This window comes from Bailinhaonella thermotolerans (assembly GCF_003594875.1).
Taxonomy (GTDB): Bacteria; Actinomycetota; Actinomycetes; order Streptosporangiales; family Streptosporangiaceae; genus Bailinhaonella; species Bailinhaonella thermotolerans.
Map to the genome: position 1 here is coordinate 62859 of NZ_QZEY01000001.1, position 24657 is coordinate 87515.

The 24657-nt window shown below is 73.9% G+C and carries 25 protein-coding genes; 12 read left to right on the forward strand and 13 right to left on the reverse strand.

Going from position 1 to position 24657, the window contains the following annotated elements; all coding sequences use genetic code 11:
• Nucleotides 1–120 precede the first annotated feature (120 nt).
• Entirely contained in the window at nucleotides 121–1194 is a 1074-nt protein-coding gene (locus D5H75_RS00295; RefSeq protein WP_202637682.1) for a DUF4037 domain-containing protein, read from the reverse strand.
• Nucleotides 1195–1447: 253 nt separating this feature from the next.
• Between D5H75_RS00295 and D5H75_RS00300 the strand changes: the two genes are divergently transcribed.
• On the forward strand, nucleotides 1448–1819 hold the full coding sequence (locus tag D5H75_RS00300; RefSeq protein WP_202637683.1) for a VOC family protein: 372 nt from the start codon (nucleotides 1448–1450) through the stop codon (nucleotides 1817–1819).
• A gap of 79 nt (nucleotides 1820–1898) precedes the next feature.
• Here D5H75_RS00300 and D5H75_RS00305 read toward each other — a convergent pair whose 3' ends face one another.
• On the reverse strand, nucleotides 1899–2582 hold the full coding sequence (locus D5H75_RS00305) for a lysophospholipid acyltransferase family protein (protein ID WP_119924282.1): 684 nt from the start codon (nucleotides 2580–2582) through the stop codon (nucleotides 1899–1901).
• A 291-nt stretch (nucleotides 2583–2873) separates the two neighbouring features.
• Here D5H75_RS00305 and D5H75_RS00310 point away from each other — a divergent pair, with 291 nt between their 5' ends.
• On the forward strand, nucleotides 2874–3857 hold the full coding sequence (locus tag D5H75_RS00310; RefSeq protein WP_119924283.1) for an SDR family NAD(P)-dependent oxidoreductase: 984 nt from the start codon (nucleotides 2874–2876) through the stop codon (nucleotides 3855–3857).
• A gap of 138 nt (nucleotides 3858–3995) precedes the next feature.
• On the opposite strand, the gene D5H75_RS00315 is transcribed toward D5H75_RS00310, so the two are convergent.
• Entirely contained in the window at nucleotides 3996–5942 is a 1947-nt protein-coding gene (locus tag D5H75_RS00315; RefSeq protein ID WP_119924284.1) for a hypothetical protein, read from the reverse strand.
• Between the two features lie 464 nt (nucleotides 5943–6406).
• Nucleotides 6407–7309 carry a LysR family transcriptional regulator gene (locus D5H75_RS00320; protein WP_119924285.1) on the reverse strand — a complete coding sequence of 301 codons (903 nt, stop codon included), beginning with the start codon at nucleotides 7307–7309 and terminating at the stop codon, nucleotides 6407–6409.
• A 223-nt stretch (nucleotides 7310–7532) separates the two neighbouring features.
• Here D5H75_RS00320 and D5H75_RS00325 point away from each other — a divergent pair, with 223 nt between their 5' ends.
• Nucleotides 7533–7838, forward strand: a complete 306-nt coding sequence (locus D5H75_RS00325; RefSeq protein ID WP_119924286.1) for a DUF1330 domain-containing protein — start codon at nucleotides 7533–7535, stop codon at nucleotides 7836–7838.
• Nucleotides 7839–8035: 197 nt separating this feature from the next.
• Here D5H75_RS00325 and D5H75_RS00330 read toward each other — a convergent pair whose 3' ends face one another.
• Entirely contained in the window at nucleotides 8036–8635 is a 600-nt protein-coding gene (locus D5H75_RS00330) for a TetR/AcrR family transcriptional regulator (protein ID WP_202637684.1), read from the reverse strand.
• A gap of 90 nt (nucleotides 8636–8725) precedes the next feature.
• Between D5H75_RS00330 and D5H75_RS00335 the strand changes: the two genes are divergently transcribed.
• Complete coding sequence (locus tag D5H75_RS00335) at nucleotides 8726–9805, forward strand: Gfo/Idh/MocA family protein (RefSeq protein WP_119924287.1); 1080 nt, start codon at nucleotides 8726–8728, stop codon at nucleotides 9803–9805.
• Between the two features lie 189 nt (nucleotides 9806–9994).
• On the opposite strand, the gene D5H75_RS00340 is transcribed toward D5H75_RS00335, so the two are convergent.
• From D5H75_RS00340 to D5H75_RS00350, 3 genes are all read right to left on the reverse strand, one after another.
• The gene (locus D5H75_RS00340) at nucleotides 9995–10441 is read right to left on the reverse strand and encodes a universal stress protein (protein WP_119924288.1); all 447 of its coding nucleotides are present in this window, start codon (nucleotides 10439–10441) and stop codon (nucleotides 9995–9997) included.
• 49 nt (nucleotides 10442–10490) lie between these two features.
• Nucleotides 10491–11963: an MFS transporter gene (locus D5H75_RS00345; protein WP_206781942.1), complete on the reverse strand. Its 1473-nt coding sequence runs from the start codon at nucleotides 11961–11963 to the stop codon at nucleotides 10491–10493.
• Nucleotides 11964–12038: 75 nt separating this feature from the next.
• Nucleotides 12039–12485 carry a carboxymuconolactone decarboxylase family protein gene (locus D5H75_RS00350; RefSeq protein WP_119924289.1) on the reverse strand — a complete coding sequence of 149 codons (447 nt, stop codon included), beginning with the start codon at nucleotides 12483–12485 and terminating at the stop codon, nucleotides 12039–12041.
• Between the two features lie 125 nt (nucleotides 12486–12610).
• Between D5H75_RS00350 and D5H75_RS00355 the strand changes: the two genes are divergently transcribed.
• Nucleotides 12611–13603 (forward strand): LysR family transcriptional regulator, encoded by a 993-nt coding sequence (locus tag D5H75_RS00355; RefSeq protein WP_202637686.1) that lies wholly within the window; start codon nucleotides 12611–12613, stop codon nucleotides 13601–13603.
• On the opposite strand, the gene D5H75_RS41135 is transcribed toward D5H75_RS00355, so the two are convergent.
• Together D5H75_RS41135 and D5H75_RS41140 are read right to left on the reverse strand one after the other, a co-directional pair.
• Complete coding sequence (locus tag D5H75_RS41135; protein WP_202637817.1) at nucleotides 13570–14244, reverse strand: response regulator transcription factor; 675 nt, start codon at nucleotides 14242–14244, stop codon at nucleotides 13570–13572. The genes D5H75_RS00355 and D5H75_RS41135 overlap by 34 nt on opposite strands.
• Before the next feature lie 32 nt (nucleotides 14245–14276).
• Nucleotides 14277–15551 (reverse strand): sensor histidine kinase, encoded by a 1275-nt coding sequence (locus D5H75_RS41140; RefSeq protein ID WP_242453984.1) that lies wholly within the window; start codon nucleotides 15549–15551, stop codon nucleotides 14277–14279.
• A gap of 98 nt (nucleotides 15552–15649) precedes the next feature.
• Here D5H75_RS41140 and D5H75_RS00365 point away from each other — a divergent pair, with 98 nt between their 5' ends.
• From D5H75_RS00365 to D5H75_RS00380, 5 genes are all read left to right on the forward strand, one after another.
• Entirely contained in the window at nucleotides 15650–16417 is a 768-nt protein-coding gene (locus tag D5H75_RS00365; protein WP_119924290.1) for a TSUP family transporter, read from the forward strand.
• Between the two features lie 338 nt (nucleotides 16418–16755).
• The gene (locus tag D5H75_RS41145; protein WP_202637687.1) at nucleotides 16756–16899 is read left to right on the forward strand and encodes a hypothetical protein; all 144 of its coding nucleotides are present in this window, start codon (nucleotides 16756–16758) and stop codon (nucleotides 16897–16899) included.
• 14 nt (nucleotides 16900–16913) lie between these two features.
• Entirely contained in the window at nucleotides 16914–17249 is a 336-nt protein-coding gene (locus tag D5H75_RS00370; protein ID WP_202637688.1) for an ArsR/SmtB family transcription factor, read from the forward strand.
• Nucleotides 17246–17707: an SRPBCC family protein gene (locus D5H75_RS00375; RefSeq protein ID WP_119924292.1), complete on the forward strand. Its 462-nt coding sequence runs from the start codon at nucleotides 17246–17248 to the stop codon at nucleotides 17705–17707. Before D5H75_RS00370 ends, D5H75_RS00375 begins: the two co-directional genes overlap by 4 nt.
• Before the next feature lie 28 nt (nucleotides 17708–17735).
• Nucleotides 17736–18329 (forward strand): TIGR03086 family metal-binding protein, encoded by a 594-nt coding sequence (locus tag D5H75_RS00380; protein ID WP_119924293.1) that lies wholly within the window; start codon nucleotides 17736–17738, stop codon nucleotides 18327–18329.
• A gap of 82 nt (nucleotides 18330–18411) precedes the next feature.
• On the opposite strand, the gene D5H75_RS00385 is transcribed toward D5H75_RS00380, so the two are convergent.
• Nucleotides 18412–19305 (reverse strand): alpha/beta hydrolase, encoded by an 894-nt coding sequence (locus D5H75_RS00385; RefSeq protein ID WP_119924294.1) that lies wholly within the window; start codon nucleotides 19303–19305, stop codon nucleotides 18412–18414.
• Nucleotides 19306–19385: 80 nt separating this feature from the next.
• Here D5H75_RS00385 and D5H75_RS00390 point away from each other — a divergent pair, with 80 nt between their 5' ends.
• Nucleotides 19386–20099, forward strand: coding sequence for a TetR/AcrR family transcriptional regulator (locus tag D5H75_RS00390; protein WP_119924295.1), 714 nt, complete (start codon nucleotides 19386–19388; stop codon nucleotides 20097–20099).
• On the opposite strand, the gene D5H75_RS00395 is transcribed toward D5H75_RS00390, so the two are convergent.
• Together D5H75_RS00395 and D5H75_RS00400 are read right to left on the reverse strand one after the other, a co-directional pair.
• A complete protein-coding gene (locus D5H75_RS00395) occupies nucleotides 20089–21540 on the reverse strand; it encodes a M81 family metallopeptidase (protein ID WP_119924296.1) in 1452 nt (483 codons plus the stop codon). The genes D5H75_RS00390 and D5H75_RS00395 overlap by 11 nt on opposite strands.
• Before the next feature lie 39 nt (nucleotides 21541–21579).
• Entirely contained in the window at nucleotides 21580–22716 is a 1137-nt protein-coding gene (locus D5H75_RS00400; RefSeq protein WP_119924297.1) for an ROK family transcriptional regulator, read from the reverse strand.
• Between the two features lie 205 nt (nucleotides 22717–22921).
• Between D5H75_RS00400 and D5H75_RS00405 the strand changes: the two genes are divergently transcribed.
• Entirely contained in the window at nucleotides 22922–24655 is a 1734-nt protein-coding gene (locus D5H75_RS00405) for a peptide ABC transporter substrate-binding protein (RefSeq protein ID WP_119924298.1), read from the forward strand.
• Nucleotides 24656–24657 lie beyond the last annotated feature (2 nt).

Below are 24657 nucleotides of genomic sequence, written 5' to 3' on the forward strand. Positions count from 1 at the left end.
GTCCAACCCGCGGTCCAGGCCCCCGGCCGCGCCCGTGCCCGCCGCTCCCCCGCGGCCCCGGCCAGGCCGCGCCCCCGGCGCGAGCCGTACGGCGGGCACGGCGGGCAGGGGCGGCGCGGCTCAGGCGGCGGAGGGGAGGCCGAGCAGGGCGCGCGCGGCGGCGCGGGCACGGGCCGGATGCTCCAGCACGTCGGCGCTGTCGGCGAACTGGTCCACGCACCCCACCGGCGGCAGCCCCCGGATCCGCGCGTCGGTGACCCGGGACAGCAGGGCCTGGCTGAACCGCTCGGCGCCCAGCACGCGGAACGGCCGGCCGGCGAGCGCGCGCGGCTCGGGATCCAGCGGCTCGGTCAGCCCGAGCCGGTTGTGCAGCCCGGCCACCCGCCGGTACACCGCGCACAGGTGCTCCTCCCGCTCCCGCCAGGACGGGGCGGCCAGCACCCGCGCCAGCCCCTGGCCGATCTCGGCCGTGCCCGGCACCCGGCGGAACGCGCTGCCCAGCCATTTGGCGTACGGCGGGTAGCGGCGGCGGGCCAGCAGGCACAACCGCATCAGGTCGCGGGCGAGCCGCCCGGCCACCACCGCCGAGCCGAGCTCGTCCCCGGCCTCGCCGCTGCGGGCCATGAACCCCTCCTCCCGCGCGACCCGCTGCCACTGGCAGGCCAGCACATAGGACCACAGCTCGCGGGGGTACCAGGCCAGCCGCTCGCGGACCGCGGTCAGCTCCCCCAGGTCGTCGTGGAACACCTCGCCGCCGACGCATCCGGCCAGCCGCTGCCACGGGGTGGCCAGCCAGTCCAGCAGGCCGGGCTCGCGGCGCGGGTCGAACCCCAGCTCCGCGCCGAACCAGCGCCCCACGTCGGTGACCACCACCTGAAGGCGGGGCGCCGCGTCGCCGGCGCGGGCGACGCGGGTCGGGTAGCCGCGGAAGTCGGCGGGCAGCAGGCCGGTCAGCGCGGCGGTCAGGCGCGGCGCGAGCCGTACCCGGTCGGCGGGGGTCAGGAACAGGTGCAGGCGGGGGCCCCACTCGCGGTCGGCGGACCGGGGGGTGTCGAACCCCAGGACCTCCGACCCGGCCCCGACCAGCGCGGCCGCGTGGGGCAGGCCCGGGTAGGCGGTGTCGAGGGCGGGCCGTACGGCCTCGGCGTAGAAGCGGCGTGACAGTTCGAGGCCCGGCATGAACCCAGTCATCATGCTGGCCACTGTGCCTTACGTGTTGTGTCCGTTTCAGCCGGTTTTCCGGCGGGGCCCTGGCCCGGGCTTTTCCGCAGGTGCTTGTGGTTTTGAGGGTCAGTGAGGGTTAACTCCCTCAAGCTCGACCTTTACAACGTAGATCAGGTTAAATCGGACATATACCTGACGTGAGGTGTCAGGTATGGCTGCCAGGATCGCTCTCAGCGCCCCGATCCGCGGGGCCCCGATTCCGCGATACAAGGAAAGGCCTCCCATGACCAACGGTGTCGCCACGCTCGCCATGGTGTCCCTGGACTGCGGCGATCCCGCCGCGCTCGCCCGCTTCTACGCCCAGGTCCTGGGCTGGGAGGTGACCCACAGCCAGGACGAGTACGCCATGATCACCAGCCCGGACGGCGTCAGCCTCGGCTTCGGCCGCGTCGAGGACTACCAGCCGCCCCGCTGGCCCGACCCCTCCTCCCCCAAGCGCTTCCACCTCGACTTCTACGTCGACGACCTGGACAAGGCCCAGGAGCGCTGCGTCGAGCTCGGCGCGAGCGTGGCGGAGTTCCAGCCCGGCGGCGACCGGTGGCGCGTCCTGCTCGACCCCGCCGGCCACCCGTTCGACATCTGCCTCAAGAGCTGACCCGGGGCCGGCCCGCTGGGGCCGGCCTCCGCGGCTGAGCGCCCCGGGCCGTGCCCGGGGCGCTCAGCCGTCCCCCGACTCAGTCCGCGCCCGCCTCCCCCTTCCCCTGGCGGCGGGCCGGGCCGGGACTGTAGGAGTCGACGTACGGCAGGCCCGACAGGCGGGTCAGCTCGGCCATGATCTCGTCGGTCACCGCGCGCAGCGTCTGGTGGTCCTGCTCACCCGTGAACGTCATCGGCTTGCCGAAGGTGATCTCGACCCGGGGGAAACGCGGCAGCCCGCCCCGCCAGCTCACCCGGTCGGTGCCGCGCACCGCGCACGGCACCACGGGCGCCCCGGTGCGCAGCGCCAGCCGCGCCACCCCCGTCCTGCCCCGGTAGATCCGCCCGTCCGGCGAGCGGGTGCCCTCGGGGTAGATCCCGAAGACCCGCCCCTCCCCCAGCACCCGCGCGGCCGTGTCCAGCGCGGCCGCCGCCGCCCGCCCGCCGGTGCGGTCCACCGGGATCGTCCCCACGCCCCGGAAGAACGCGTTCATCAGCCGCCCGCGCAGCCCCGGCGTGGTGAAGTACTCGTTCTTGCCCAGGAACACGATCGGCCGCGGCGTGGTCAGCGGCACGAAGAAGGAGTCGGCGAACGCCGGATGGTTCGGCGCCACGATCACCGGGCCGGTCGCCGGCACGTTCTCGCGGCCCACCACCCGCGGCCGGTACAGCACCCGCAGCACGGGGCCGAGCAGGACGTGCTTGAGCAGCCAGAACAACACCCGGGGGTTCCTTTCAGGAAAGAGACCTCCCCACCCTGCCCTCCCCGCGCCCCGCCCGGTCCCGCCGGACGCCACAACATCACCCCCGCAATCTTGTGCCTCCCGGACAAAGCCCCGCGAGCCGTACGGCTCCCGCCCGCCGTACCCCCGGGGCGGGGGCCACCCGGACCGCCGCCCGGACCGCCGGGCGGCCGGCGCGGGGCGGCGACGCGGCGGGGGCCGTCAGGCGGGCCGGGCGTTGATGGCCGCCCCGGAACGTGCGAGGGTGGTCAGCGGCAGAGGGGTCGAGCGATGAGATCGTTCACGGGAAGGCTGGCCGTCGTCACCGGAGGCGGCGCCGGGATGGGACGCGAACTGGTCGTCCGGCTGGCCGCCGAAGGCTGTTCGGTCGCCGCGTGCGACCTCGACGAGGCCGGGCTGGCCGTCACCGCCGAGCGCGCCGCCCGGGCCACCCGCGCCGCCTCCGGCGCCGACGTGCGGGTCACCGTCCACCGCTGCGACGTGGCGGACGAGGCCCAGGTGACGAGGTTCCGCGACGAGGTGGTCGAGCGGCACCGGACCGGCCACATCAACCTGCTGTTCAACAACGCCGGCATCGGCGGCGGCGGCAGCTTCGTCACCAGCCCGCGAGCCGAGTGGGAGCGCACGTTCGGCGTCTGCTGGGGCGGGGTGTACCACTGCACGCGCGCGTTCATGCCGCTCCTGATCGCCAGTGACGAGGGGTGCCTGGTCAACACCAGCAGCGTCCACGGGTTCTGGGCGGCCGGCCCCGGGGTGCCGATGAGCGCCTACAGCGCGGCCAAGTTCGCCGTGAAGGGCTTCTCCGAGGCGATGCTGACGGACCTGCGGATCAACGCGCCGCACGTACGGGTCGCGCTGGTGATGCCGGGGCACGTCGGCACGGAGATCGTGATCAACTCCCGCCGGATCCACGGCTACTCCGATCCTGAGGACATGACCGCCGAGGAGCTCGCGCAGGCCCGCGTGCTCGCCGCCGCCGCCGCGGGCGTTCCCGCCGAACGGCTGAGCGATGAGCAGGTCCGGGACGCGGTCAAGAGCATGGGTGAGTGGTTTCGCGACAGCGCGCCGCTGTCGGCCGCCGACGCCGCGGCCGTCATCCTCGATGGCGTGCGCGCCGGCACGTGGCGCATCCTGGTCGGCGAGGACGCCCGCGCGCTCGACGCGGCGATGCGCGCCGACCCGCTGGACCTGTACCGGCCCGGCAGCCCGACCCTGGCGGCCGTGTTCCCCGACCTGCCCCGCCGCGAGGAGTGACCCGCACGCCGGCGCCTCCCGCGACGCGGCGCTCGGCGCAGGACCTGGGCTCGGTCCCGCCGGCGTCCGCCGCGGACCCGCGGTCCGGGCCCGCCCCTCGCCCGGGAGCGCGGCTTAGGGTCGTTCGGTGCCGGACGCTCACTTCGGGGGGAACACGTTGAAGCTGAGCTGGTCGTGCCGGTAGAAGTGCGAGGGGTTGCGCTGGGAGCAGAGCAGTTCGATCCGGTCGGGGGCCGCCAGGTAGACGCCGGCCCCGAAGCGGAAGTGCAGCCAGGCGGTGGTGCCGCCGCTGACGGTCGTCTTGGGGTACTCCTGCTTCTTGGTGAGGGTACGGGCGTCCAGGTCGACGTCGTAGCGGTAGAGGACGTCGGCGTAACTCCCCACGCTCCCGGTCGAGGTGAGCGACAGCAGGTGGACCGCTCCGGAGGTGTCGGTCAGCAGTGCCATGCTGTCCGGGCCGGGTGAGCCGGTGCGTGCCCGGAACCGCTCGGTGAACCGGCAGTCGGGAGACCACAGCGGCGCGCGGGTGGACTCCAGGAACGTGACCTCGCCGTCGTCGTAGACGCCGAGCAGATAGCGCCGGTCCGCGCCCGTCCCGATCGTGGTCAGCCCGGCGGCCCCGGCCCGCTTCGGGGCCCTGATCGGTGCGCCCACCTGGATCGGCAGGGCGCCCGAGGCGGTCGGCCGCAGGTCGTAGCAGAGCACGACGCCCCGGTCGGCGTTCTCTGCGGCCAGGACCAGGTAGTCGCCGAGCACCTGACAGCCGCCGGGGTGGTCGAGGTCGTTCTCCGGCAGCGGGAAGGAGTAGGGCAGCGGACCTTCCAGGTCCAACGGGGTGAGGTGCACCCAGCCGGGCTCCCCGGCGGAGGCGGACCGTGACAGGACGTAACGATCGCGGTAGCGCACCATCGACTGCAGGTGGTTCGGCAGGCTGCTGACGAAGTTGTCGAACAGGGTGACCCGGTATTCCCCCGTCTCCCGGATCCGGCCCAGCGCACCCGGCACGTCCCGGGCCGGGAAGCCCCAGGGGTCGGGGGCGAGCACGTCCCTGGTATGGATCGCATGGCCCGCGTCCTGGTGGGCCAGCGTCGCATGGTACCCGCGGGGCAGGACGGCCGGTGGCGACGCGGCGTCGGAGACGACGCTCGGGCCGATCTCGTACCGCCAGGTGGTCCCGTCGGTCGTCCCGACGATCATGTAGGCCTGCTGGCTGAGACTGTGGGCCACCACCGCCAGGCGGTCGGGCAGCACCATCGGGACGGCGGGCCCGGTCAGTGGTTGCGGCAACCTGACCGGAGCCGACCAGGGGCCGTCCGGCCGCCTGCGCACGGCGACCGCCAGCCGCTCGCGGCCCTCCCCCTGGCCGTCCGTCACGAACGCGTACAGCGCGGAGCCGTGCACCGCCGCGGTCGGCGGCATCAGGGAGGGCCCCTCACCGAGCAGCCCGAAGTCCGACCAGTCCCACCCGTTCCCCGCGCTGAGGTGCCAGGGGCGGTCGTCGGACGGACGGTGGGCCAGCACGTGCAGGCGATCCTCGAAGACCACCGGAAACGGGGTCGTCTTGGTGCGGCAGCGCTCGTCGAGGGCGGTGAGGTTCTGCTCGGGACGCAGCCATCGCTCACCGTCACCGACGAGGACGTACACGGTGCCGGCGGCGGAGGCACCCCGATAGAACAGGTACAGCTCCTCCAGGAACACCACGGGCGCCGGCTGGTGGGACGTCAGAGCCGGAACCCGGGACCCCTCGGTCCAGGTGTCCCCGTCCAGGGTGGAGGACAGCCACATCGAGTGCGTCTCCTGCCTGGGCGTGCCCCGGACGATCACGGCGAGCCGATCGCCCACGACCACGGGCACAGGGGTGTCGATGCCCGTCAGGCCGGTCTTGGCGGTCAGCGACTGCGACGCCGACCAGAGCATGCCGTCGGCCGAGGTGCAGTAGCGCAGCTCATCCGATCCCGCCTGCCGGTAGAACAGGTACACGACGTCGCGGAACCACGCCAGCCCGGGCCGGTCCATCGACTTCACCCTGGGGTCGTCGCTGACGTCGACGACCCAGCTGTACACCAGCTCCGGCGGCTCGGCCACGGGACTGCCTCCTGAACCGTTCCCATCATGCGAAGGACTCCCGGCCCCTGGCGGCACGAACGCCTCCGCCGTCGGCCGGCAGCTCGGTCCGGCATGCGGGACATGGACCGGCCATGCTCCGCGAAACCCGCCGCCACCAGGCAAAATCGTACTGCCGGGCAGCGCGCTGATGGGTAAGCCGAAGGGAATGAGACGGCCATCGCTCCGGCGAGGAATGCCAGGTCGCCACGGCACGACCCCGTCGTCGGCGGCCGGGCCCGCGCACAGCCGCCCTCGCGCGGTCGCCGGCCTGATCCGCGTCGCGGCACGTCTGTGAACGCCCGTCCCGGAGCCGGGCCGTACGGCGGCCGCACGCGCAGGCGTGTGGCGGGCCGAGGGGCACAGGACGCCGGCCTCGCCCGGGCCCCCGGTCAGACGGAGGCGTGCTCGGCCGGCTCGTGGCCGTCTCGTGGCCGCCTCGGGCGTCAGTCCGGCAGCCAGCGCAGCTCGTGCGCCAGGGTTGCGGCGACGGCGCGGACGCGGCGGTGCAGTGGCGACGGCTCGCGTGGGAGGACCAGGTGGAACGTCAGGCTGGGCGCGTCCCGCAGCGGCCGCCAGGTGATGCCGGCCGGTGACGCCGAGACCGCGGTCTCCCCGGCCGGGGCGAGGGTGACCCCGTCGCGCAGGTCGCGCTGAGACAGGTCGAAAGAGACCGCGGGCGTGCGGAATCGGGGGTGGGGCCGGGTGTCCCGGAACAGCGCGGAAAGCTGATCGTGGATCACGGGGTTGGCCGCACGGTCCGGGAGCCGCAGCGGATACGCGGCCGCGTCGGCGATCTCGATCTCGGCGTGTCCGGCCAGCGGATGGTGCTGCGCCAGCTGGACCCCGACGCGCTCACGCCGCAGCGGGAACCGGCGCACGCCGCGGCCCGGCTGTTCACCGCGGGTGATCCCGGCATCGATGCGGCCGTCGGCGACCGCGGGGGTGATCTCCGGGGTCGCCATCGGGACCGCGCCGACCTCGAGTCCGCTGGTGCCGCGCGTCAGCCTGTCCACCAGGGCCGGCGCCGTCTCGGCCCCGGCGCTGAGGCTGTATCCGAGGCGCAGCGTGCCGAGCTCACCGGCCGCCGCGCTCCGGGCGGCGGCCCAGGCCCGGTCCAGCGCCGCCAGCGCGGGCGGGGCGGACTCCGCCAAAGCCGCCCCGGCCGGGGTCAAGACGACGCTCCGCGTGTCGCGGACCAGCAGGGCCGTGCCGAGTTCCGCCTCCAGCCGGCGCATCCGGGCGCTGAGCGCGGGCTGCGCGATACCGATCCGGGCGGCGGCGCGGGTGAAGTTCAACTCCTGCGCCAGCACCAGGAAGTACCGCAGGCTCACCGTGTCCGGCGCCACGTGCCCTCCCGGCCGATTGATAACGATCCGTTCTGAGTCTAGCCCGTATTGGTCTTTCCCCCGGCCGGACATCGGGCCCTAACCTGCGGATATGGCGATCGACCGGCCGAAGTGCCGGCCACGGCGCCGGTCGCAGTGCCGGTCGCAGTGCCGGTCGCCGGGATCGATCGATTCGAGTGTCCATGCGACGTCGGACGTGTCCGGCCGAACACAGGAGGTTTCCATGGCCAAGGGTTACTGGGTCAGCGTCTACCCCGTCATCTCCGACCCTGAGAGGCTGGCCGTCTACGACGGGCTGGCCCGGCTGGCCGTCCAGGCCGCGGGCGGGCGCAGCCTGTCCCTCCTCCCCTCCGACGGCGGTCGAGTCGTCGCCCACGAGGCCGGAATCCCGGAGCGCGTCGTCCTGATCGAGTTCGACAGCTTTGAACAGGCCGTCGCGGCATACGAGAGCGAGGCGTACCAGAAGGCGCTGGCGGCCCTCCCCGACGGCTTCCGGCGCGACTTCCGCATCATCGAAGGCCTCGGCTGACCGGCAGGGCCCGGCCATCGCCGAACGGGTGACCGCGCGACTCCCTCGGCCCGGACGCCCTGACCCTGTGGACCGGCCCCGCCTGGCCCGCCCCGCCTCCGTCCCATGCCCGCGGCCGGCGCGACGGCCCGGCCGGCCCGGCCGGAACGCCGGGGCCCGGGGCCCGGGACCGCGCCGCGGCGGTGGACCGCGGGCTTTCAGTCCAGCAGGGCGCGCAGGGCCAGGTCGCCGATCTGGCGCAGCTCGTCGTGGCCGCGGCCTGCCGCCGCCTGGACGGCGATGCCGTCGCAGATCGTGTGGACGAGTGCGGCCAGGGCGGCCGGTTCGTAGCGGGAGGGCAGGTCGGCGGCCTGCTCCAGCCGCCTGCGCAGCGCCGCCTCACCGGCCTTGCGCGCCGCGACCGCGTCCTGGCGTACGGCGTGCGCGTCGGGTCCGCGGGCGTGCACGCTGGTGACGCACAGGCAGCCGTGGGGGGTGTTCTGGCCCGCGGTCAGGTCCACGGCTCCGTGGACCAGCCGCTCGAGGACCTCACGGCAGGTGGGCGCGTCCAGGGCCTCGGCGCTGTAGGCGCCGGGGCCGTCGAGGTAGCGGGCCAGGACCTTGGCGAACAGTTCCTCCTTGTTGCCGAAGGCGGCGTAGAGGCTGGGCTTGTTGATGCCCATCGCGGCGGTCAGGTCGGTCAGCGAGGTCCCCTCGTAGCCGTGACGCCAGAACACCTCCAGGGCGCGGTCGAGCGCGGTGTCTGCGTCGAACGAGCGCGGGCGTCCGCCGGGCATGCCGTCCTCCGGGCTCTCCAAGTTTTTTACCTATCGGTACGTTACCTCTTGCGCGGGAGCGCCGCGCCGCCCTAATTTCATACCGCAAGGTACATAACTAAGGGGTGACGCATGATCCGAGTCGGAGTTGTCGGGGCCAGCGGCTGGGCGGACGGCTCGCACCTGCCCGCGCTCGCCGCGCTGGAGGAGTTCGAGGTGAGCGCGGTCGCGACCACCAGCCAAGCCAGCGCGGACCGCGTGGCCGCCGCCCATGGCGTACGGCACGCCTTCGCCGACGCGGCCGAGCTCGCGGCGCACCCCGAGGTCGACCTGGTCGTCGTCTCGGTGAAGGCGTCCGGGCATGCCGCTGTGATCAGGGCCGCGCTCGAGGCCGGCAAGCACGTGGTGTCCGAGTGGCCGCTGGGTGTCGACGCCGGCCAGGCGCGCGAGCTGACCGAGGCCGCCACCGCCGCGGGCGTCGCCCACGCGGTCGTCCTCCAGGGGCACCACGCGCCGAGCGCCCGCTTCGCCGCCGACCTCCTGGCCGCGGGGCGGATCGGCACGCTCGAATCGGTCGCGCTCGTGGCGGAGGGCGCGCCCTGGGGCGGCAGCCGGATCCGGCCGGACCTGGTGTTCGGGCTCGACCCCGCGGAGGGGACCAACATCCTGACCATCATGGCCGGTCACTTCCTGGCCGCGCTGGAACGGGTCGCGGGCCCGCTGGTCGAGGTCTCCGCCCGGCTGCCCCGCGCGCACGAGCGCGTGCTGGTCGCCGGGACGGAGCGCACGGTGCCCAACGCCACCCCCAGCCACGTGCTGCTGCACGGGCTGCTGGCCGGGGGCGCCACCGCGTCCGTGACCGTGCACGGCGGCGACGGGCCCCTGCGGGACGGGTTCCTGCTCAAGCTGGTCGGCAGCGAGGCGACCTTGACCGCCACCCCGGCCCAGCGCGGGACGTTCATCCACTGGGGCGAGTGGGACATCAGGATCGGGGACGAGGTCCTGGCCGTGCCCGGCACCTATCACGCCGTCCCCGCCGGCGTCCGGTCCGGCCCGCCGGCCAACATCGCGGCCCTCTACCAGGAGGTCGCCCGGGCCATCGCCGAAGGCCGGCAGCCACACCCCAGTTTCGAGACCGCCCTGCGCCACCACCGGCTCCTGGCCGCCATCGAACGGTCCGCGGCCGAGGGGATCGCCCACAAGGTCTCGTGACCGGCCCCGGCGCCGGCGGCCGCCGCGCCAAGACCCCGGCCCTGCGGCGCCGGGGTCTTCACACCGGGCCCGGTGACGGGGCGTGACCCGCGTCCCGCCCCGCCGGGAAGGGCGAGGCGCCCGTCCGGTCTTCCCGCGGGCGCCGCGCGGTGGCGGGCCGGGGGCCGGCCCGCCACCGGGAGCGAGGGCCTAGCTCTTGGGCGGGGGGACGATCAGCACGGGGCGGTGGGCGTGGTGCAGCACGTGGTTGGACACGCTGCCCAGCAGCACCGAGCGCACCTCGGCCAGGCCGCGCGACCCGGTCACGATCAGCGAGGCGTCGAGTTCGTCGGCCACGTCCACGAGGGTGCGCCAGATGGAGTCGTGGTCGGCGACGGCCCGGTGGGTCACCTCCCGCAGGCCCGCCGCGCGGGCCAGGCCGGCGCCCTCCGCGGCCTGCCGCTCGGCCAGTTCCCTCCACTCCTGGCCCTGGTCGGGGATGGGCGTGAAGCCGGCGAGCGTGTGCCGGGTGAGCTGCACCAGCAGGGGCTCCCACACGGTGACCACGACGGCGGGCCCGGCCGCCAGGTGGCGGGCGGCGAACTCGATCGCGCTCTTGGCGTCGGGCGATCCGTCGTAGGCGATGAGGATGGTCATGGGTGTTCTCCTGTTCGCGGAGGGGTGAGGGGGATGCCGGGGCGGCCGGTCAGTGGTGCACGGCCACCCGCTGCTTGCCGGCGGGCGCGTCGGCCGCCGTGCCGGTGGGCCCGGCCGGGGTGGCGGGCTTGCGGTGCAGCAGCAGGAGCAGCGCGGTGGCCAGGCCGGTCAGCGCGAAGATCGCGGTGGCCCAGAAGCCGGCCTGGAAGCCGTCGTTGAGGCCGGCGGCGCCGGTGCCGGTGGTGTAGGCGAAGGCGACCGAGGAGGCGATGGCGATGCCGAGCGCGGCGCCGATCTGGAAGACGGCGTTGTTGATGCCGGAGGCCAGGCCGGACTCTTCGGGCCGGGCGCCGGTCAGCGAGGCGATGGAGGCGGCCACGTTGGTGCTGCCGATGCCGGAGCCGAAGATGACCAGGCCGAAGAACAGGTCGCTCCAGTAGCCGCCGTCGGGGTCGATCTGGGTCAGCAGCAGCAGTCCGCCGGACAGCAGCGCCATGCCGACGATGGCGATGGGCTTGTAGCCGACCCGGGCGGCCAGGCGGGCGCTGACGTTCGCGCCGATGATCGACATGACCGCGTAGACGGCCGTGCTGAGGCCGAACTTGACCGCGCTGTAGCCGAGCACCTGCTGGGCGTAGAGCGAGGTGATGAGCGCCCCGCCGTACACGGCCATGGCGACGATGATCATCAGGATGTTGCCGCCGACCACGGTGGGCGAGCGGAAGATCCGCAGCGGGACCAGCGGCGCCGCGGACCTGTTCTCGATCACCGTGAAGATCACGAGCAGGACGGCGGCGGCGATCAGCATGCCGATGGTCTGGCCGCTGCCCCAGCCGGCGAGCGGGGCCTCGGAGACCGCGTAGACCAGCAGCGCGATGGCGGCGGTGATGGTCAGCGCGCCGGCGGGGTCGAAGCGGCGGCGGCCCGGCTGGACGGGCGTCCGCTTCAGCAGGCGCGGGCCGAACAGCAGGACGGCGGCGACCACCGGGACGTTGATGTAGAAGATCCACTGCCAGCCGAGGCCGTCGGTGATCGGCCCGCCGATGAGCAGGGCGGCGGTGGCGCCGAAGGCGCCGATGCCGGTCCAGATGCCCAGCGCCTTGTTGCGTTCGGGCCCCTCGGGGAAGGTGTGCATGAGCACGGCCATCGCGGTGGGGGTCATGATCGCGGCGGCGGCGCCCTGCACGGCGCGGGCGGCGATGAGCACCTCATCGCTCCAGGCCAGGCCGCACAGCACCGAGGCGACGCCGAACAGCGCGGTGCCGAACAGGAACATCCGGCGCCCGCCGAGCAGGTCGGCGGTGCGGCCGCCGAACATCAGCAGCCCGCCGAAGGTCAGCAGGTAGACGCTCATCACCCACTGGACGCCGCCCGGGGAGAACCCGAGCTCGCTCTCGATGGAGGGCAGGGCGAGCATGACGATCTGGGAGTCGACGATGACCATGAAGAAGGCCGCCACCAGGAGGGTGAGCGCCAGCCATCGGCGTGGGTCGGAGGCTTCTTCCCGAGGTTCACGGGACATCATGATGTTTCCTCTTGTGTCGATATCGGGGCAGCGCGAAGCCGCCCCGTGGAGGGGGGTAGGGCCTGGGGAGGCCTACTGGGGAGGGGAGATCCTCGCGGTCAGGCACATGCGGTCGAGCGCGTTCGCGACGGACACGGCCATGATCAGGTTCGCGAGGTTGTAAGGACCGAGCAGGTTCTCCGCCGCGCCGTACACCTCGTCGGGCACGCCGTCGGCGGGGAGCCGGGTCATCACCTCGGTGAGGGCCAGGGCGGCCCGTTCGGTCTCGGTGAACCGGCGCGAGTCGCGCCAGCCGGCGAGCTCGTTGAGCCGGTCCTGGCCCTCACCCAGGCGGATCGCCTCCGCTGAGCGCCGGGCCAGGAAGTACGCGCAGCCGTTGAGCTGGGCGACCCGGATGCGCGCCAGTTCGCGCAGCCGGTCGTCGCTCAGCCCCTCGCGCCGCAGCACGTCCTCCAACTCGATGAGCAGGTCAACGGCCCGGGGCGACACCGCCGCCAGTTCGATGCGCTGCCTGGTCATCGTGTCGTTCCGCCCCTCGCCGCCGGTAGTCGTCCGCCGGAGACAGTGTGAATCCGACAGATCGCCACGAACAATGGCGAAGTTCTCACCGTTGGGTAAGGTGCCCTTACCGATGGGAGGCGCCGGTGAACTGGCAGGAACTGGAGACGTTTCTGACGCTGGCCGAGGAACTGCATTTCGGCCGCGCGGCCGACCGGCTGCACGTCTCGCGCGCCCGGGTCAGCCAGATGACCCAGGCCCTGGAACGCCGGGTCGGCGGCCCGCTGTTCGAGCGCACCAGCCGCAAGGTGGCGCTGACCCCGCTCGGCGGCCGGCTGCGCGAGGACCTGCGGCCCCACTACCTGGGCGTCCTGGACGCCCTGGCCACCGCCGCCGACAGCGCGCAGGGGGGCGGCGGCGTGCTGCGCGTGGGCTTCTCCAGCCCCGCGGCCAGCGAGCGGGTCATGGGCGTGGTCGAGGCGTTCCGCGCCTCCCACCCCCGCTGCCAGGTGCGGATCCGCGAGGTCCACCTGTCCGACCGGTACGGCCCGCTGCGCCGGGGCGAGCTCGACCTGCAGGTCGTCGAACTGCCCGTCGAGGAGCCCGACCTGACCGTGGGACCGGTGCTCCTGCGCGACGCGACCGTGCTCGCCGTCTCCGCCTCCCACCGCCTGGCCGGCCGCGCGTCGGTGTCGATCGAGGATCTGGCGGGCGAGAACCTGCTGGTCACCGGCGACATGCCCGGCTACTTCCGGGCGCATCACATGCCCGGCCGCACCCCGTCCGGGCGGCCCATCCCCCACTCGACCACGACCCGGTACTGGCAGGAACTGCTCGCCCTGGTCGCGGCCGGCGAGGGCGTCACCATCTCCGCCGCCCAGGGCGCCCGCTACTACCCCCGCCCCAACCTGGTCTACGTCCCCTTCCACGACGTCGCGCCGTTCGAGTACGCCCTGGTCTGGCGCACGGCGGGCGTCTCCCCCCGGGCCCGGTCCTTCATCGGCACGGCCGTGCGCACGTGCGACCCGCCGCCGGGCGGTCCCGACCCCACCGGCACGCCCCCGGGGCAGCCCGGCCGCCCGGCGGCGAGCGGGACCGGGACGGGTCAGCCGCCGGGGGTGACGAACCCGGACTCGTAGGCGGCGATCACGGCCTGGGTGCGGTCCCGGGCCGACAGCTTGGCCAGCAGGTTGCCCACATGCGTCTTGACCGTCTCCACCCCCAGGTGCAGCTCCCCGGCGATCTCGGCGTTGGACAGCCCGCCCGCCATCAGCCGCAGCACCTCGGCCTCGCGCGCGGTCAGCTCCGGCAGCCGCGCCCCCGGGGCCGCGCCCCGCGCGGCGGCCAGGTCGCGGATCGCCGCCGGGTACAGCAGCGAGTCGCCCCGCGCCACCAGCCGCACCGCCTGCACGAACTCCTCCGGCCGCGCCCGCTTGAGCAGGAACCCCGCCGCGCCCGCCCGCAGCGCCTCATAGACGTAGTCGTCGTTCTCGAACGTCGTCACGACCACGATCTTGGGCGCGGCCCCCGGCGGCGCGGCGGCCAGGATGCGGCGCGTGGCGGCGATCCCGTCCACGGCGGGCATGCGCACGTCCATCAGCACCACGTCCGGGCGGTGCCGGTTGACCTGCGAGACCGCCTCGGCCCCGTCGGCGGCCTCGGCGACCACGCACAGGTCCGGCTCGGCGTCCACGATCGCGCGCAGCCCCGCCCGCACCAGGTCCTCATCGTCGGCGATCAGCACCCGCACCGGCGCCCCGCCGCCCGCCGGCCCGTCCACCGGCCCGTCCACCGGCCCGCCCGGCGCCGCGCTCACCGGGCGCCGCCGTACGGCAGGCACACGCGCACGCGCCACCGCCCGTCCCGCTCCCCGGCGCTCATCTCGCCCCGGAACACCGCCACCCGCTCGCGCATCCCGCGCAACCCCCTTCCGCCCCGGCCGGCCCGCGCGGCGCGCGCCCGCGGCCCGACCTCGTTGGCCAGCTCGACCTCCAGCCGGTCCGGCCCGGCCGCAAGCCGCAGCGTAACGGGCACCGCCCCGGCGTGCCGCAGCGCGTTGGTCAGCCCCTCCTGCACGATCCGGTACGCCTCGCGCGAGATCGCCGCCGGCAGCGCCGCCAGGTCCCCCCGCACGTCCGCCTCCACCGGCACCCCGGCCAGCCGCGTCCGCTCCAGCAGTCCCTCCAGGTCGGCCAGCGTCCCGCGCGGCTCCCGCCCCTCCCCCGCCCCGTCCGCCCCGTCCGCGCCGTCCGCCGCGCCCCCGGCCCGGTCGGCCCGGGCGGCGGGGCCGGCGGGGGCGTCCTCGCGGAGCAGGCCCAGCACGTGGTCCAGGTCCTCCAGCGCCGCGCGGGCGCTGTCCTCGATGGCGCCCAGCGCGCGGCGGGCGAAGGCGGGGTCGGCGTCCAGCACCCGCCCGGCCGCCCCCGCCTGGAGCGTCACCACGCTCAGCGCGTGCCCGACCGAGTCGTGCAGCTCGCGCGCCAGCCGGTTGCGCTCGGCGAGCCGTTCGGCCCGCCGTTCCAGCTCGGCCAGCCGCTCGGCCGGGGAGGGGCCCAGCAGCGGCGGCGCCAGCCGCGCCAGCGCCGCGCCCGCCCCGGCCGCGGCCAGCACCGTCAGCGCCAGCACCAGCGGCCCCACCAGCGGACCCCAGGACTCCATCCAGTCGGGAACCCAGTCCAGCCGCCACCGCGCGCCCATCACCGGCAGCAGCATCAGCCACACCGCGAACGGCGGCAGCGCCAGGGTGATCCCGGCGACCACCCCGCCCAGCCCCAGGTGCAGCGTGAACCAGGTCGCCACGCTCACCCGCTCGGTCCACGACCGCGCCTCGCGCGCCGGGGCCGGCACGGCCACGCCGAGCAGCACCCGCGCGGCGGTCAGCTCGATCACGCGCACCGGCAGCACCAGCCCGGTCAGCGCCACCACCGGCAGGACGGCCACGAACACCAGCGGCTGGGCCGCCAGCAGCGGGTCGCCCACCGGCCCGGCGATCCCCGCGAGCTGGCCGGCGACCGCCCCGGCCATCATGTACGGCATCAGCAGCGCCCCGCCCAGGATCAGGAACGCCCACCGCCGCAACAGCACCATCACGCCCGCCACCGTAACCCCCGCCCACCGGCGCTGTTTGGGCGGCTATATCCTTCCCATCCGGAATTGTCGGGGACGGGTTCGGGGGTGCGGCCATCGTGGGGGCCGAGGAGGTCGTGCTGCTGCTCATCGCCGCCGCAGCGGCCGGATGGGTGGACGCGGTCGTCGGCGGCGGGGGCCTGGTGCAACTGCCCGCGCTGCTGCTGGCCGCCCCCGACATGCCGGTGGCCGCCGCGCTGGCCACCAACAAGGTCGCCTCCGTCGCCGGCACCTCCAGCGCCGCCGTCGCCTACGCCCGCCGCACCCGCCTGGACCTGCCGGTGGCCCTGCCCGCCGCCGCGCTCGCCCTCCTGTGCGCCGGGCTGGGCGCGGCCTCGGCCGCCGCCGTCTCCTCCGCCGTGCTGCGCCCGGTCGTCATGGCCGCCCTGCTCATCGTCGCCGTCCTGGTCGTGGCCCGGCCCGCCCTCGGCACCGCCGCCCGCCCCGGGCTGCGCACCCGCGGCCGCGTCCTGGCCGCCATCGCCGTCACCGGCGGCGCCGTCGCCTTCTACGACGGCATCCTGGGGCCCGGCACCGGCCTGTTCCTGGTCATCGCGTTCACCACCCTGCTCGGCATGGACTTCGTGCACGGCTCGGCCATGGCCAAGGTCCTCAACACCAGCACCAACCTCGGCGCCCTGGCCGTCTTCGCCGTCCAGGGCCACGTCCTGTGGGGCATCGGCCTGGCCATGGCCGCCTGCAGCGTCGCCGGCGCCCAGCTCGGCGCCCGCATGGCGCTGCGCCGCGGCGCCGGATTCGTCCGCGCCGTCCTGCTCTGCGTCGTGGCCGCCCTCGTCGTCAAGCTCGGCGTCGACCAGTTCGCCTGACCCGCGTCCCCGCAAGGCCCGCGCCCCGCGCGCGCCGCCGTACGGCGGGACCGCGCGCGGTGCGGGCCCCCGCGCCGGAGGAGCGGGCGCCGTAGGAGAGGACTGACGGCGACGGCCGGTGCCGCCGCCCGATCTCGACCGCGGCCCTGCCGCCGTACGAGAAGCCCGGCTTCCGCGAGTTCCCGCACGCGAAGTGCGCCACGCCGAGCAGCCAGGGATCGGCTGCTACGTGTCCACGCGGCTCGCGCAAGGCGCCGCCCGCTGATCACCGGCACCCTTGAAAGGGGCGGCGGCGGGAGGGCGTGACAGGTAGGGAATTTCCTACCTATAGTGGGCGTGTGAACCTCACGCACGCCCAGACCTTCACGGCGCCCGTTCCCGGCCACGACCGGGCGGAGCACCTCCGCGCCGCCGCGCTCTCGCCCTGGGGCCGCCCGGGCGCCCGCACCAGGCCGTACGGCAGCGGCCCCGCGGGCTTCTGACCCCCATGGCAGCCATGGAGACGAGCTCTGCGGAGCGGGTGTTCGCGGCGCTGGCCAGCCCGGTGCGCCGGGAGGTTCTGCGGCTGCTGCGGGACGCCGGGCCGCAACCGGTCAACGAACTCGCCGCACACTTCGCCATGGCCCGCCCGAGCTTCTCCGAGCACCTGCGGGTGCTGCGGGAGGCCGGGCTGGTCAGCGAGACCCGGGCCGGACGGCAGCGGCTCTACCGGCTGGAGGGCGCCGCCCTGTACGAGGTGCAGGAGTGGCTGAACCCCTTCGAACGGTTCTGGCGCGAGAAGCTCACCGGGCTGCGCGAGCTCCTCGATTCGCTGGACGAGGACGAGTCGTGACCGGAGACGATCTGACCACCGTCCGCGTCGACCAGTTCCTGCCACACCCGCCGGCCAGGGTGTGGCGCGCGCTGACCGAGCCCGAGCTGATCGCCCGCTGGCTGATGCCCGCGGACTTCCGCCTGGAGGTCGGCCACCGCTACACGATGCGGGCCACCGCCATGCCGGGCACCGGCTTCTCCGGCACCGTCCAGGCCGAGGTGCTGGCCTTCGAGCCCGAACGCATGCTCCGCATCGGCTGGCGCGACGCCGATTCCGACCAGCCCTGCGGCGCCGACTGGACCATCACCTGGACCCTGCGCCCCGAGGGCCGCGGCACCCGGCTCTTCCTCACCCACGAGGGCCTCGACCCCGACAACCCTCTCCAGCGGCGCGCCCGCACGATCATGGGCGGCGGCTGGCGCTCCATCCTCACGCGCCGCCTCGGCGAGGTCCTCCGGGACCTCGAACCCCGATGACCCCCACTCCGAACACCGGGAGTCCAACATGTCCGATATCGCAGATCGCTACGCCCACCTCGCCGAGGGCTTCCTGGCCCGGATCAGGGCCACCCCCGCCCCCCTGTGGGACGCCCCGAGCCCCTGCCCGGGCTGGACGGCCCGTGACGTGGTCGCGCACGTCATCAACGGCCACCGCGGCATCCTGGCCATGGTCCACCGGACCCCGCCCCGCCCCGCACACGGCGTCGCGGTCTCCCCCATGGCCGACGCCCCGGCCGTGGCACCCGGCGCCGACCTGGCCACGGCGTTCACCGCCTGGCGTGACGACATGCTGGCCGTACTCCGCGACCCGGCGACGGCCTCCCGGCGACTGCCCGGCGGCCCGCTCGGGCCGGTCCCGGTGGAGCAGGCCGCCGACGTGATCGGCTCCCTGGAACTGCTGGGACACACCTGGGACCTGGCGCGCGCCACCGGCGGCGACGAGGCACTGGACCCCGCCGCCGTCGCCCGCACCCACCGGGCGCTGATCCAGCACCACGCGGCCCTCCTGGCCACAGGCGCGTTCGCCCCGAGCACCCCCCTGCCCGAAGGCGCCGACGCGCAGACCGCCTTCCTGTGCTTCATCGGCCGCCACCCCTGACCCACCCGCCTCGGCCCCGCCGCCACCGGACGTGGCCCATCAAGAACGCGTCCGGGCGCAGACCGCCGGCCCCCGCCCGTCGTCAGCTCGTGACGCGCTCTGTCACGTTGGCGACGAATTCTTGGATCGCGGTGACCATCTGGGTGAGGCCGGGCTGTTCGATCGGCATGTGGCCCGCGTTCTCCAGGCGGACCAGCCGCTTGGGAACGGACAACCGCTCGTAGAACGGCAGGCTGAGCTCGATCGGGGTCCAGCGGTCGGCGCCGGGATGGACCATCAGGACGGGGCAGGCGGTGAAATCCTCGGGCTCCACCTCCGGCCTGGAGGTCATGAACGTACGCAAGAAGCGCAGGGAGACGTGATTGCCGCCACCGCGCCGGTCGGCCGCGACGACCCGGTTGAGCTCGGGGGTGTTGGACATGGCTGACATCCTCGCCACCCATCTGATCGGGAGGTGCAGGCCGTCCAGGGGCCTGAGCAGCTGGAATGGCAGTCTGCCGAGCAGCGGGAGCCGGGCCGTGGCGGTACGCACCCGCGGGCGGCGGATGTCGAGCAGGCACGTCACGATCAGGCCGTCCGCGCCGGAGCGGGCCGCGGCGCTGTAGGCGAGCAGGCCGCCCATGCTCGCTCCGATCAGGAAGATCGGCCGACCGTCCCGCTCCTTGACGATGAGGTCCGCGGCGCAATCGACCCAGTCGTCGTAGCCTACGCGCTGCCCGTTGAGCCGGGTCGTCCCGTAGCCGGGCAGATCCGGGGCGACGACCTCCACCGCGTCCGTGGCGCCGATCAGGTGGGTGTAGGGCAGCAGCATGCCGCCATAGCCGCCGGCGCCGTGCAGCGCGATCAGCTTCGCGCTCGCCTCCGGCGCGGTCACCCGCTCGATATGGATCTCCATCCCGCGCCAGGACCACCACTCCTCGGTGTGCCGGCCCCGCGCGGGCGGCAACTCGGGGAAGAAGCGCAGATACTCGCTCATGTCTGCTCCTTGGGAAGACGAGTACGCCCGACGATAATGAGTGATTACTCGCGTTTCTACTCGCTTTTGGAGCCCCTCCGATGGCCGACCCCAAACGGCTGCGGCCGCGTAAAACCCCACGTCAGCAGCGGTCAGCCGACACCGTCGAGCGAATCCTGCAGGCGGCTGCTCGCGTCTTCGTCGAGCACGGGTACGCCGCCGGCACCACCAACCGCATCGCCGAGGCCGCGAACCTGTCGATCGGCTCGCTCTACCAGTACTTCCCGAACAAGGACGCCATCTTGATCCAGCTCGTCCGCAGGCACATCGACGACGGAACCGCCGCGATCGGGAAGATCCTCGAACGCCCGCTCCCCGACACGCTCGAGGCGAAACTCGACCTCTTCATCGCCGCCGCGATCGACGCCCACCGCGGCGACCCCAGGCTCCACCGCGTCATCTTCGAAGAGTCACCCCGCCCACCGGCGCTCCTGGCCGAACTCCACGCCCTCCACGACACCGCGGTCGGCCATCTCGCGGCAATGCTGGACATCCCGAGGCTGACCGCATGGTTCGTCATCACCACCATCGAGTCACTCACGCACCGCTATATCGGCGACCACCCCGAACCCGACTATCCCGCCTTCCACACCGAACTCCGCACGATGCTGACCACCTACCTCGAACACACGGCCGCCGCCGTCCCGTCTCGCTGTGATGATCCGCGCCTGACCCCCCGCCGGGCAACGGAAGGAGCCGGCGCCGGGACGGGATCACAAGATCACGGCCGGCCGGGGGCGGGGGTCAGCCGGTGAGGGGGCGGGGGTCGAAGTCCGCGCCGGGGTCCAGGGGGAAGATCGGGCGCTCCAGGTGGCGGTACGGCAGGCGGTGCAGGTCCTGGTCGACCCCGCCGGGGGTGAGCGCCAGCATCCAGCCGGCCGCGGCGTCGAACAGCTCCGGCTCCAGATAGCCGATCTTGACGGTGACGATCCCCGCGCCGGCCACGTCCACGCCCAGGCGCCGGTAGGACTCCAGCAGGCGGTACTGCATGCGGCGCGAGGTCAGGAACACGCTCAGCCCGCCCACGCGCACGCTCGCCACCCGGCCGCCGTCGGGGTCGTCGGCCAGCGCCTCCAGCGTCCCCTCCAGCAGGAGCGGGCCCGGCGGGCGCGCGTCCAGCCGGCCCCCGGCGCGGACCCGCACCGGCGCCCCCACCGCCAGCCCCTCCAGACCGGCCACGGCCTCGGGATCGAACAGGGAGGCGTAGACCGCGCGGACCCGCCCGTCGCGGATCTCGGGCCGGGCCAGCATGCGCTCCAGCGCGTAGGTGACGTCGTCGGCCCCGCCCGCCCCCGGGTTGTCCCCCGAGTCGCTGATGAAGTACGGCCGGGCCGCGTCGTCCTTCAGCGCCGCGTCCAGGCACTCGTCCATCGTCCCGGCCGGAGCGACGAAGGCGAACTCGTCCCGCGCGTCCCAGAACGCCCGCCCCAGCTCCCGCGCGCCCTCCTCGGCCGCCCGGGCGTCGGTCCCGGTCACCACCACGGCGCCCCGGCAGCGCGGCTCGTCCGCCCAGGCGAACCCGATCCAGATCGCCGCGTCGATCACGCCCGGCCGGGCCTCCACCTCCGGGATCCGCGCGTACAGGCCCCGGGCGGGCTCGACCCGGGTGCTGGTCATCTCCCCGGGCAGCAGGATCGGCACGTGCACCAGCGCCTTGTGCGGCCGCCCTCCCCGGCGCAACGCCTCCACCAGGTTGCGGGCGGCGCGCTCGCGGGTCTCCCACACGTCCACGTGCGGCGCGGTGCGGTAGCAGGTGAGCAGGTCGCAGCCGTCGAACAGGGCCGGGGAGACGTTGCCGTGCAGGTCCATCGCGGCCGACACGAGCGGGCCGGAGCCGATGACGGCGCGGATGGCGGCGATCAGGTCGCCCTCGGCGTCCTGGCGGCCGGCCACGCTCATGGCGCCGTGGATGTCCAGCAGCATCCCGTCCACGGGGGCCTCGGCCAGGCCGCGCACGATCTCCTCCTTCCACGCCTCGTAGGCGGCGGGCTCGACGGCCCCGCCGGGCAGGGCGCGGGCGTGCACGAGGGGCACCCACTCCACGCCGGCCGCCCACGGCTCGCCGCGCCAGCCGTACCGGTCGAGCAGGGCCTGGCCGCGGGTGACCTCGAAGTCGGCGGCGCCGCTGCGGTGGGGGGAGAAGGTGCTGGACTCGATGTGGACGCCGCCGATGGCGACGCGCAGGGGACGGGACACAGGCGTGGACGCTTTCGGCTAGGAGGGGCGCAGGTTCGGCTAGGAGGGGCGCAGGTCGACGGTCTCGCGCAGCAGGCGGGCCAGCCCGGTCAGGGCCGCGTCCGCGCCGGCGAGGCTCGCCTCGATGGACAGGGCCTGGGTCAGGGGCGGCAGGCAGCGCTCGTACAGCATGCTCTTGACCGCCGCCACGTAGACGTCCAGGCTCGACAGGGCGCCGCCGAGGACGACGGCGTCGGGGTTGAGGAAGTTGACCAGGCTCGACAGCGCCACCCCGAGCGAGCGGCCCGCCTGGCGGACCAGGGCCACCGCGGCCGGGTCGGCGTCGACGGTGGCGGCGATGACGTCGCGGGTGCGGGTCACGGGCAGCCCGTGCTCGGCCAGCTCGCGGGCGAGCGCGGCGCCGCTGGCGACCGTCTCCAGGCACCCGCGGCTGCCGCAGCTACAGGCGCGCTCGCCGCTGTCGGCCACCCGCACGTGGGTCAGGTCGCCGCTCAGGCCGCGCCCGCCGCGGTGGACCTGCCCGCCGCTGACCAGGCAGCCCCCGATGCCGGTGCCGGCCTTGACGTAGATCATGTCGCCGGTCCCGCCGCGCGTGGCGTACTCGCCGACGGCGGCGGCCTTGGCGTCGTTGTCGACCACCGCCGGCACCCCGAAGCGCTCGCGCAGGTCACTCTGGGCGTCGTGGCCGCTCCAGCCGGGCATGCGGGCCGGGCCGACGAGGCGGCCGTGGGGGTACTCCACCGGCCCGGGCAGGGCCACGCCGACGGCCAGCAGCCGCTGCCCGGGCGCGTGGGCGGCGCGCAGCCGGTCGACGGCGGCGCCGAGCTCGTCGAAGACGGGGCCGGGGCCGGCGGCGATGTCGATGGGGGCCTCGCCGGCGGCCAGGAGATGGCCCGAGGGCCAGACCAGGCCGGCGCGCAGGTGGCGCCCGCCCAGCTCGGCCACCGCGAGCACGCCGCCGGCCTCCCGGGGGCGCAGGATCTTGGGGCGGCGGCCGCCGGTGGAGGCGCCCACGCCCTCCTCCAGGATGACGCCCTCCTCCAGCAGGCGGCGCACCACGCTGGAGACGGTCGAGGGCGCGACCTGCAGGGCCTCCACCAGATCCGCGCGGGAGGTCGCCTTGCCGCTGGCCAGCAGGCTCAGCGTCTGCTCGCGCAGATTGGCGGGCTCGGACATGCCTCTCCTCACTAGATGAACACGGCAGGTACCCATCATCGAGCACGACGACAGCACCGGAGGAAGTCTCCAGCCGGGACCCTAGCCGAAATAAGTACTCCGAAAAAAGGTAGTTTCTCGCATTGACTTCGCACTTGCTCCCTCTATACGTTCTCCGAACTGAACGGCCCCCGGAGGGCACACCCACGTCTTGACGAGGAGAACCATGGGGACGAGAACGCGCATCGTGAGCGTCGCGGTGGCCCTCGGGCTCGGCCTGACCGCCTGCGGCGGCGGCAGCGGAGGCAACGGCGGCGGCGGCACGGGCGGCGCCCAGGGCAAGGACACCGCCACCGTCGCCTTCCGCACGCCCACCTGGATCCTGCCGATCTCGGCCCCCGGCTTCACCCAGGGCGAGAACGAGATCTTCACCACCGCCCTGTACCGCAAGCTCTACGCCTACAAGCTCGACGGCTCACGCCCCGACAACATCGACACCGACCGCTCCCTGGCCCAGCCCCCCGCCGTCAGCGACGGCGGCCGCACCCTGACCATCACCCTCAAGGACAACACCTGGTCCGACGGCACCCCCATCACCACCAAGGACATCAAGTTCTGGTGGGACCTGGTCACCGCCAACAAGGACAAGTGGGCCTCCTACAAGCCCGGCGGCTTCCCCGACAACATCGAGACCTTCACCGTCAAGGACCCCAAGACCTTCTCCCTCACCACCAAGAAGGCCTACAACACCGCCTGGTTCGTCGGGAACCAGCTCAACCGCGTCGTCCCCCTCCCCCAGCACGCCTGGGACAAGGGCGACCCCAAGACCACCTTCGACACCCTCTTCACCGCCGCCAAGGACCCCAAGACCTACGCCACCAACCCGCTGTGGAAGACCGGCAGCGGCCCCTGGAAACTCCACAGCTACGCCCCCGGCGGCGAGGTCGTCCTCACCAAGCAGCCCACCTACTCCGGCACCGACAAGCCCAACCTGAACAAGATCGTGCTCCGGCCGTTCACCGGCGACGACGCCGAGTTCAACGTGCTGCGCGCCGGCCAGATCGACTACGGCTACGTGCCCCCCGCCAACCTGTCCCAGAAGGGCTACCTGCAGTCCAAGGGCTACACCATCGCCCCCTGGCACGGATGGTCCATCACCTACCTGCAGCTCAACTTCAACAACCCCGCCACCGGGCCCCTGTTCAAGCAGCCCTACCTGCGCCAGACCCTGCAGATGCTCATCGACCAGCCCACCATCAGCAAGGTCATCTGGGCCGGCATGGCCTCCCCCACCTGCGGCCCCGTCCCCGCCAAGCCCGGCACCCCCGGCGGCCAGGGCTGCGCCTACCCCTTCGACCCCGCCAAGGCCCGCCAGCTCCTGGAATCCCACGGCTGGAAGGTCACCCCCGACGGCCAGACCACCTGCCAGGACCCCGCCAAATGCGGCCCCGGCATCCCCCAGGGCACCCCGCTGAAGTTCACCGTCACCAGCCAGTCCGGCTTCAGCGCCACCACCAGGATGTTCGCCGAGATCAAGTCCCAGATGGCCAAGCTCGGCATCCAGCTCACCATCAAGGAAGTCCCCGACTCCGTCGCCGTCACCCCCGCCTGCAAGCCGGATGAGTCCAAGTGCGACTGGGACATGTCCTTCTTCGGCTCCCAGGGAAGCTGGTACTACCCCGCCTTCGCCTCCGGCGAGCGCCTCTTCCAGACCGACGCCCCCGTCAACCTCGGCAGCTACAGCAACCCCCAGGCCGACCAGCTCATCGACAAGGCCCAGTTCTCCGCCGACGCCGACGCCCTGCGCGAGTACAACGACTTCCTCGCCAAGGACCTGCCGGTCCTGTGGATGCCCAACCCCGTCTACCAGATCTCGGCCTACAAGTCCGGCCTGCAGGGCGTCGAGCCCCAGGACCCCATGAACCTGATGTACTTCCAAGACTGGTCCTGGAAGAGCTGACG

Coding starts and splice junctions, on each gene's coding strand:
- D5H75_RS00325 (WP_119924286.1), top strand. CDS start 7,533: ATGGCCAAGGGTTACTGGGTCAGCGTCTACCCCGTCATCTCCGACCCT.
- D5H75_RS00390 (WP_119924295.1), top strand. CDS start 19,386: ATGGCCGACCCCAAACGGCTGCGGCCGCGTAAAACCCCACGTCAGCAG.
- D5H75_RS00385 (WP_119924294.1), bottom strand. CDS start 19,305: ATGAGCGAGTATCTGCGCTTCTTCCCCGAGTTGCCGCCCGCGCGGGGC.
- D5H75_RS00405 (WP_119924298.1), top strand. CDS start 22,922: ATGGGGACGAGAACGCGCATCGTGAGCGTCGCGGTGGCCCTCGGGCTC.
- D5H75_RS00350 (WP_119924289.1), bottom strand. CDS start 12,485: ATGACCAGGCAGCGCATCGAACTGGCGGCGGTGTCGCCCCGGGCCGTT.
- D5H75_RS00345 (WP_206781942.1), bottom strand. CDS start 11,963: ATGTCCCGTGAACCTCGGGAAGAAGCCTCCGACCCACGCCGATGGCTG.
- D5H75_RS00295 (WP_202637682.1), bottom strand. CDS start 1,194: ATGATGACTGGGTTCATGCCGGGCCTCGAACTGTCACGCCGCTTCTAC.
- D5H75_RS41140 (WP_242453984.1), bottom strand. CDS start 15,551: ATGGTGCTGTTGCGGCGGTGGGCGTTCCTGATCCTGGGCGGGGCGCTG.
- D5H75_RS00310 (WP_119924283.1), top strand. CDS start 2,874: ATGAGATCGTTCACGGGAAGGCTGGCCGTCGTCACCGGAGGCGGCGCC.
- D5H75_RS00400 (WP_119924297.1), bottom strand. CDS start 22,716: ATGTCCGAGCCCGCCAATCTGCGCGAGCAGACGCTGAGCCTGCTGGCC.
- D5H75_RS00335 (WP_119924287.1), top strand. CDS start 8,726: ATGATCCGAGTCGGAGTTGTCGGGGCCAGCGGCTGGGCGGACGGCTCG.
- D5H75_RS00340 (WP_119924288.1), bottom strand. CDS start 10,441: ATGACCATCCTCATCGCCTACGACGGATCGCCCGACGCCAAGAGCGCG.
- D5H75_RS00370 (WP_202637688.1), top strand. CDS start 16,914: ATGGAGACGAGCTCTGCGGAGCGGGTGTTCGCGGCGCTGGCCAGCCCG.
- D5H75_RS00300 (WP_202637683.1), top strand. CDS start 1,448: ATGACCAACGGTGTCGCCACGCTCGCCATGGTGTCCCTGGACTGCGGC.
- D5H75_RS00380 (WP_119924293.1), top strand. CDS start 17,736: ATGTCCGATATCGCAGATCGCTACGCCCACCTCGCCGAGGGCTTCCTG.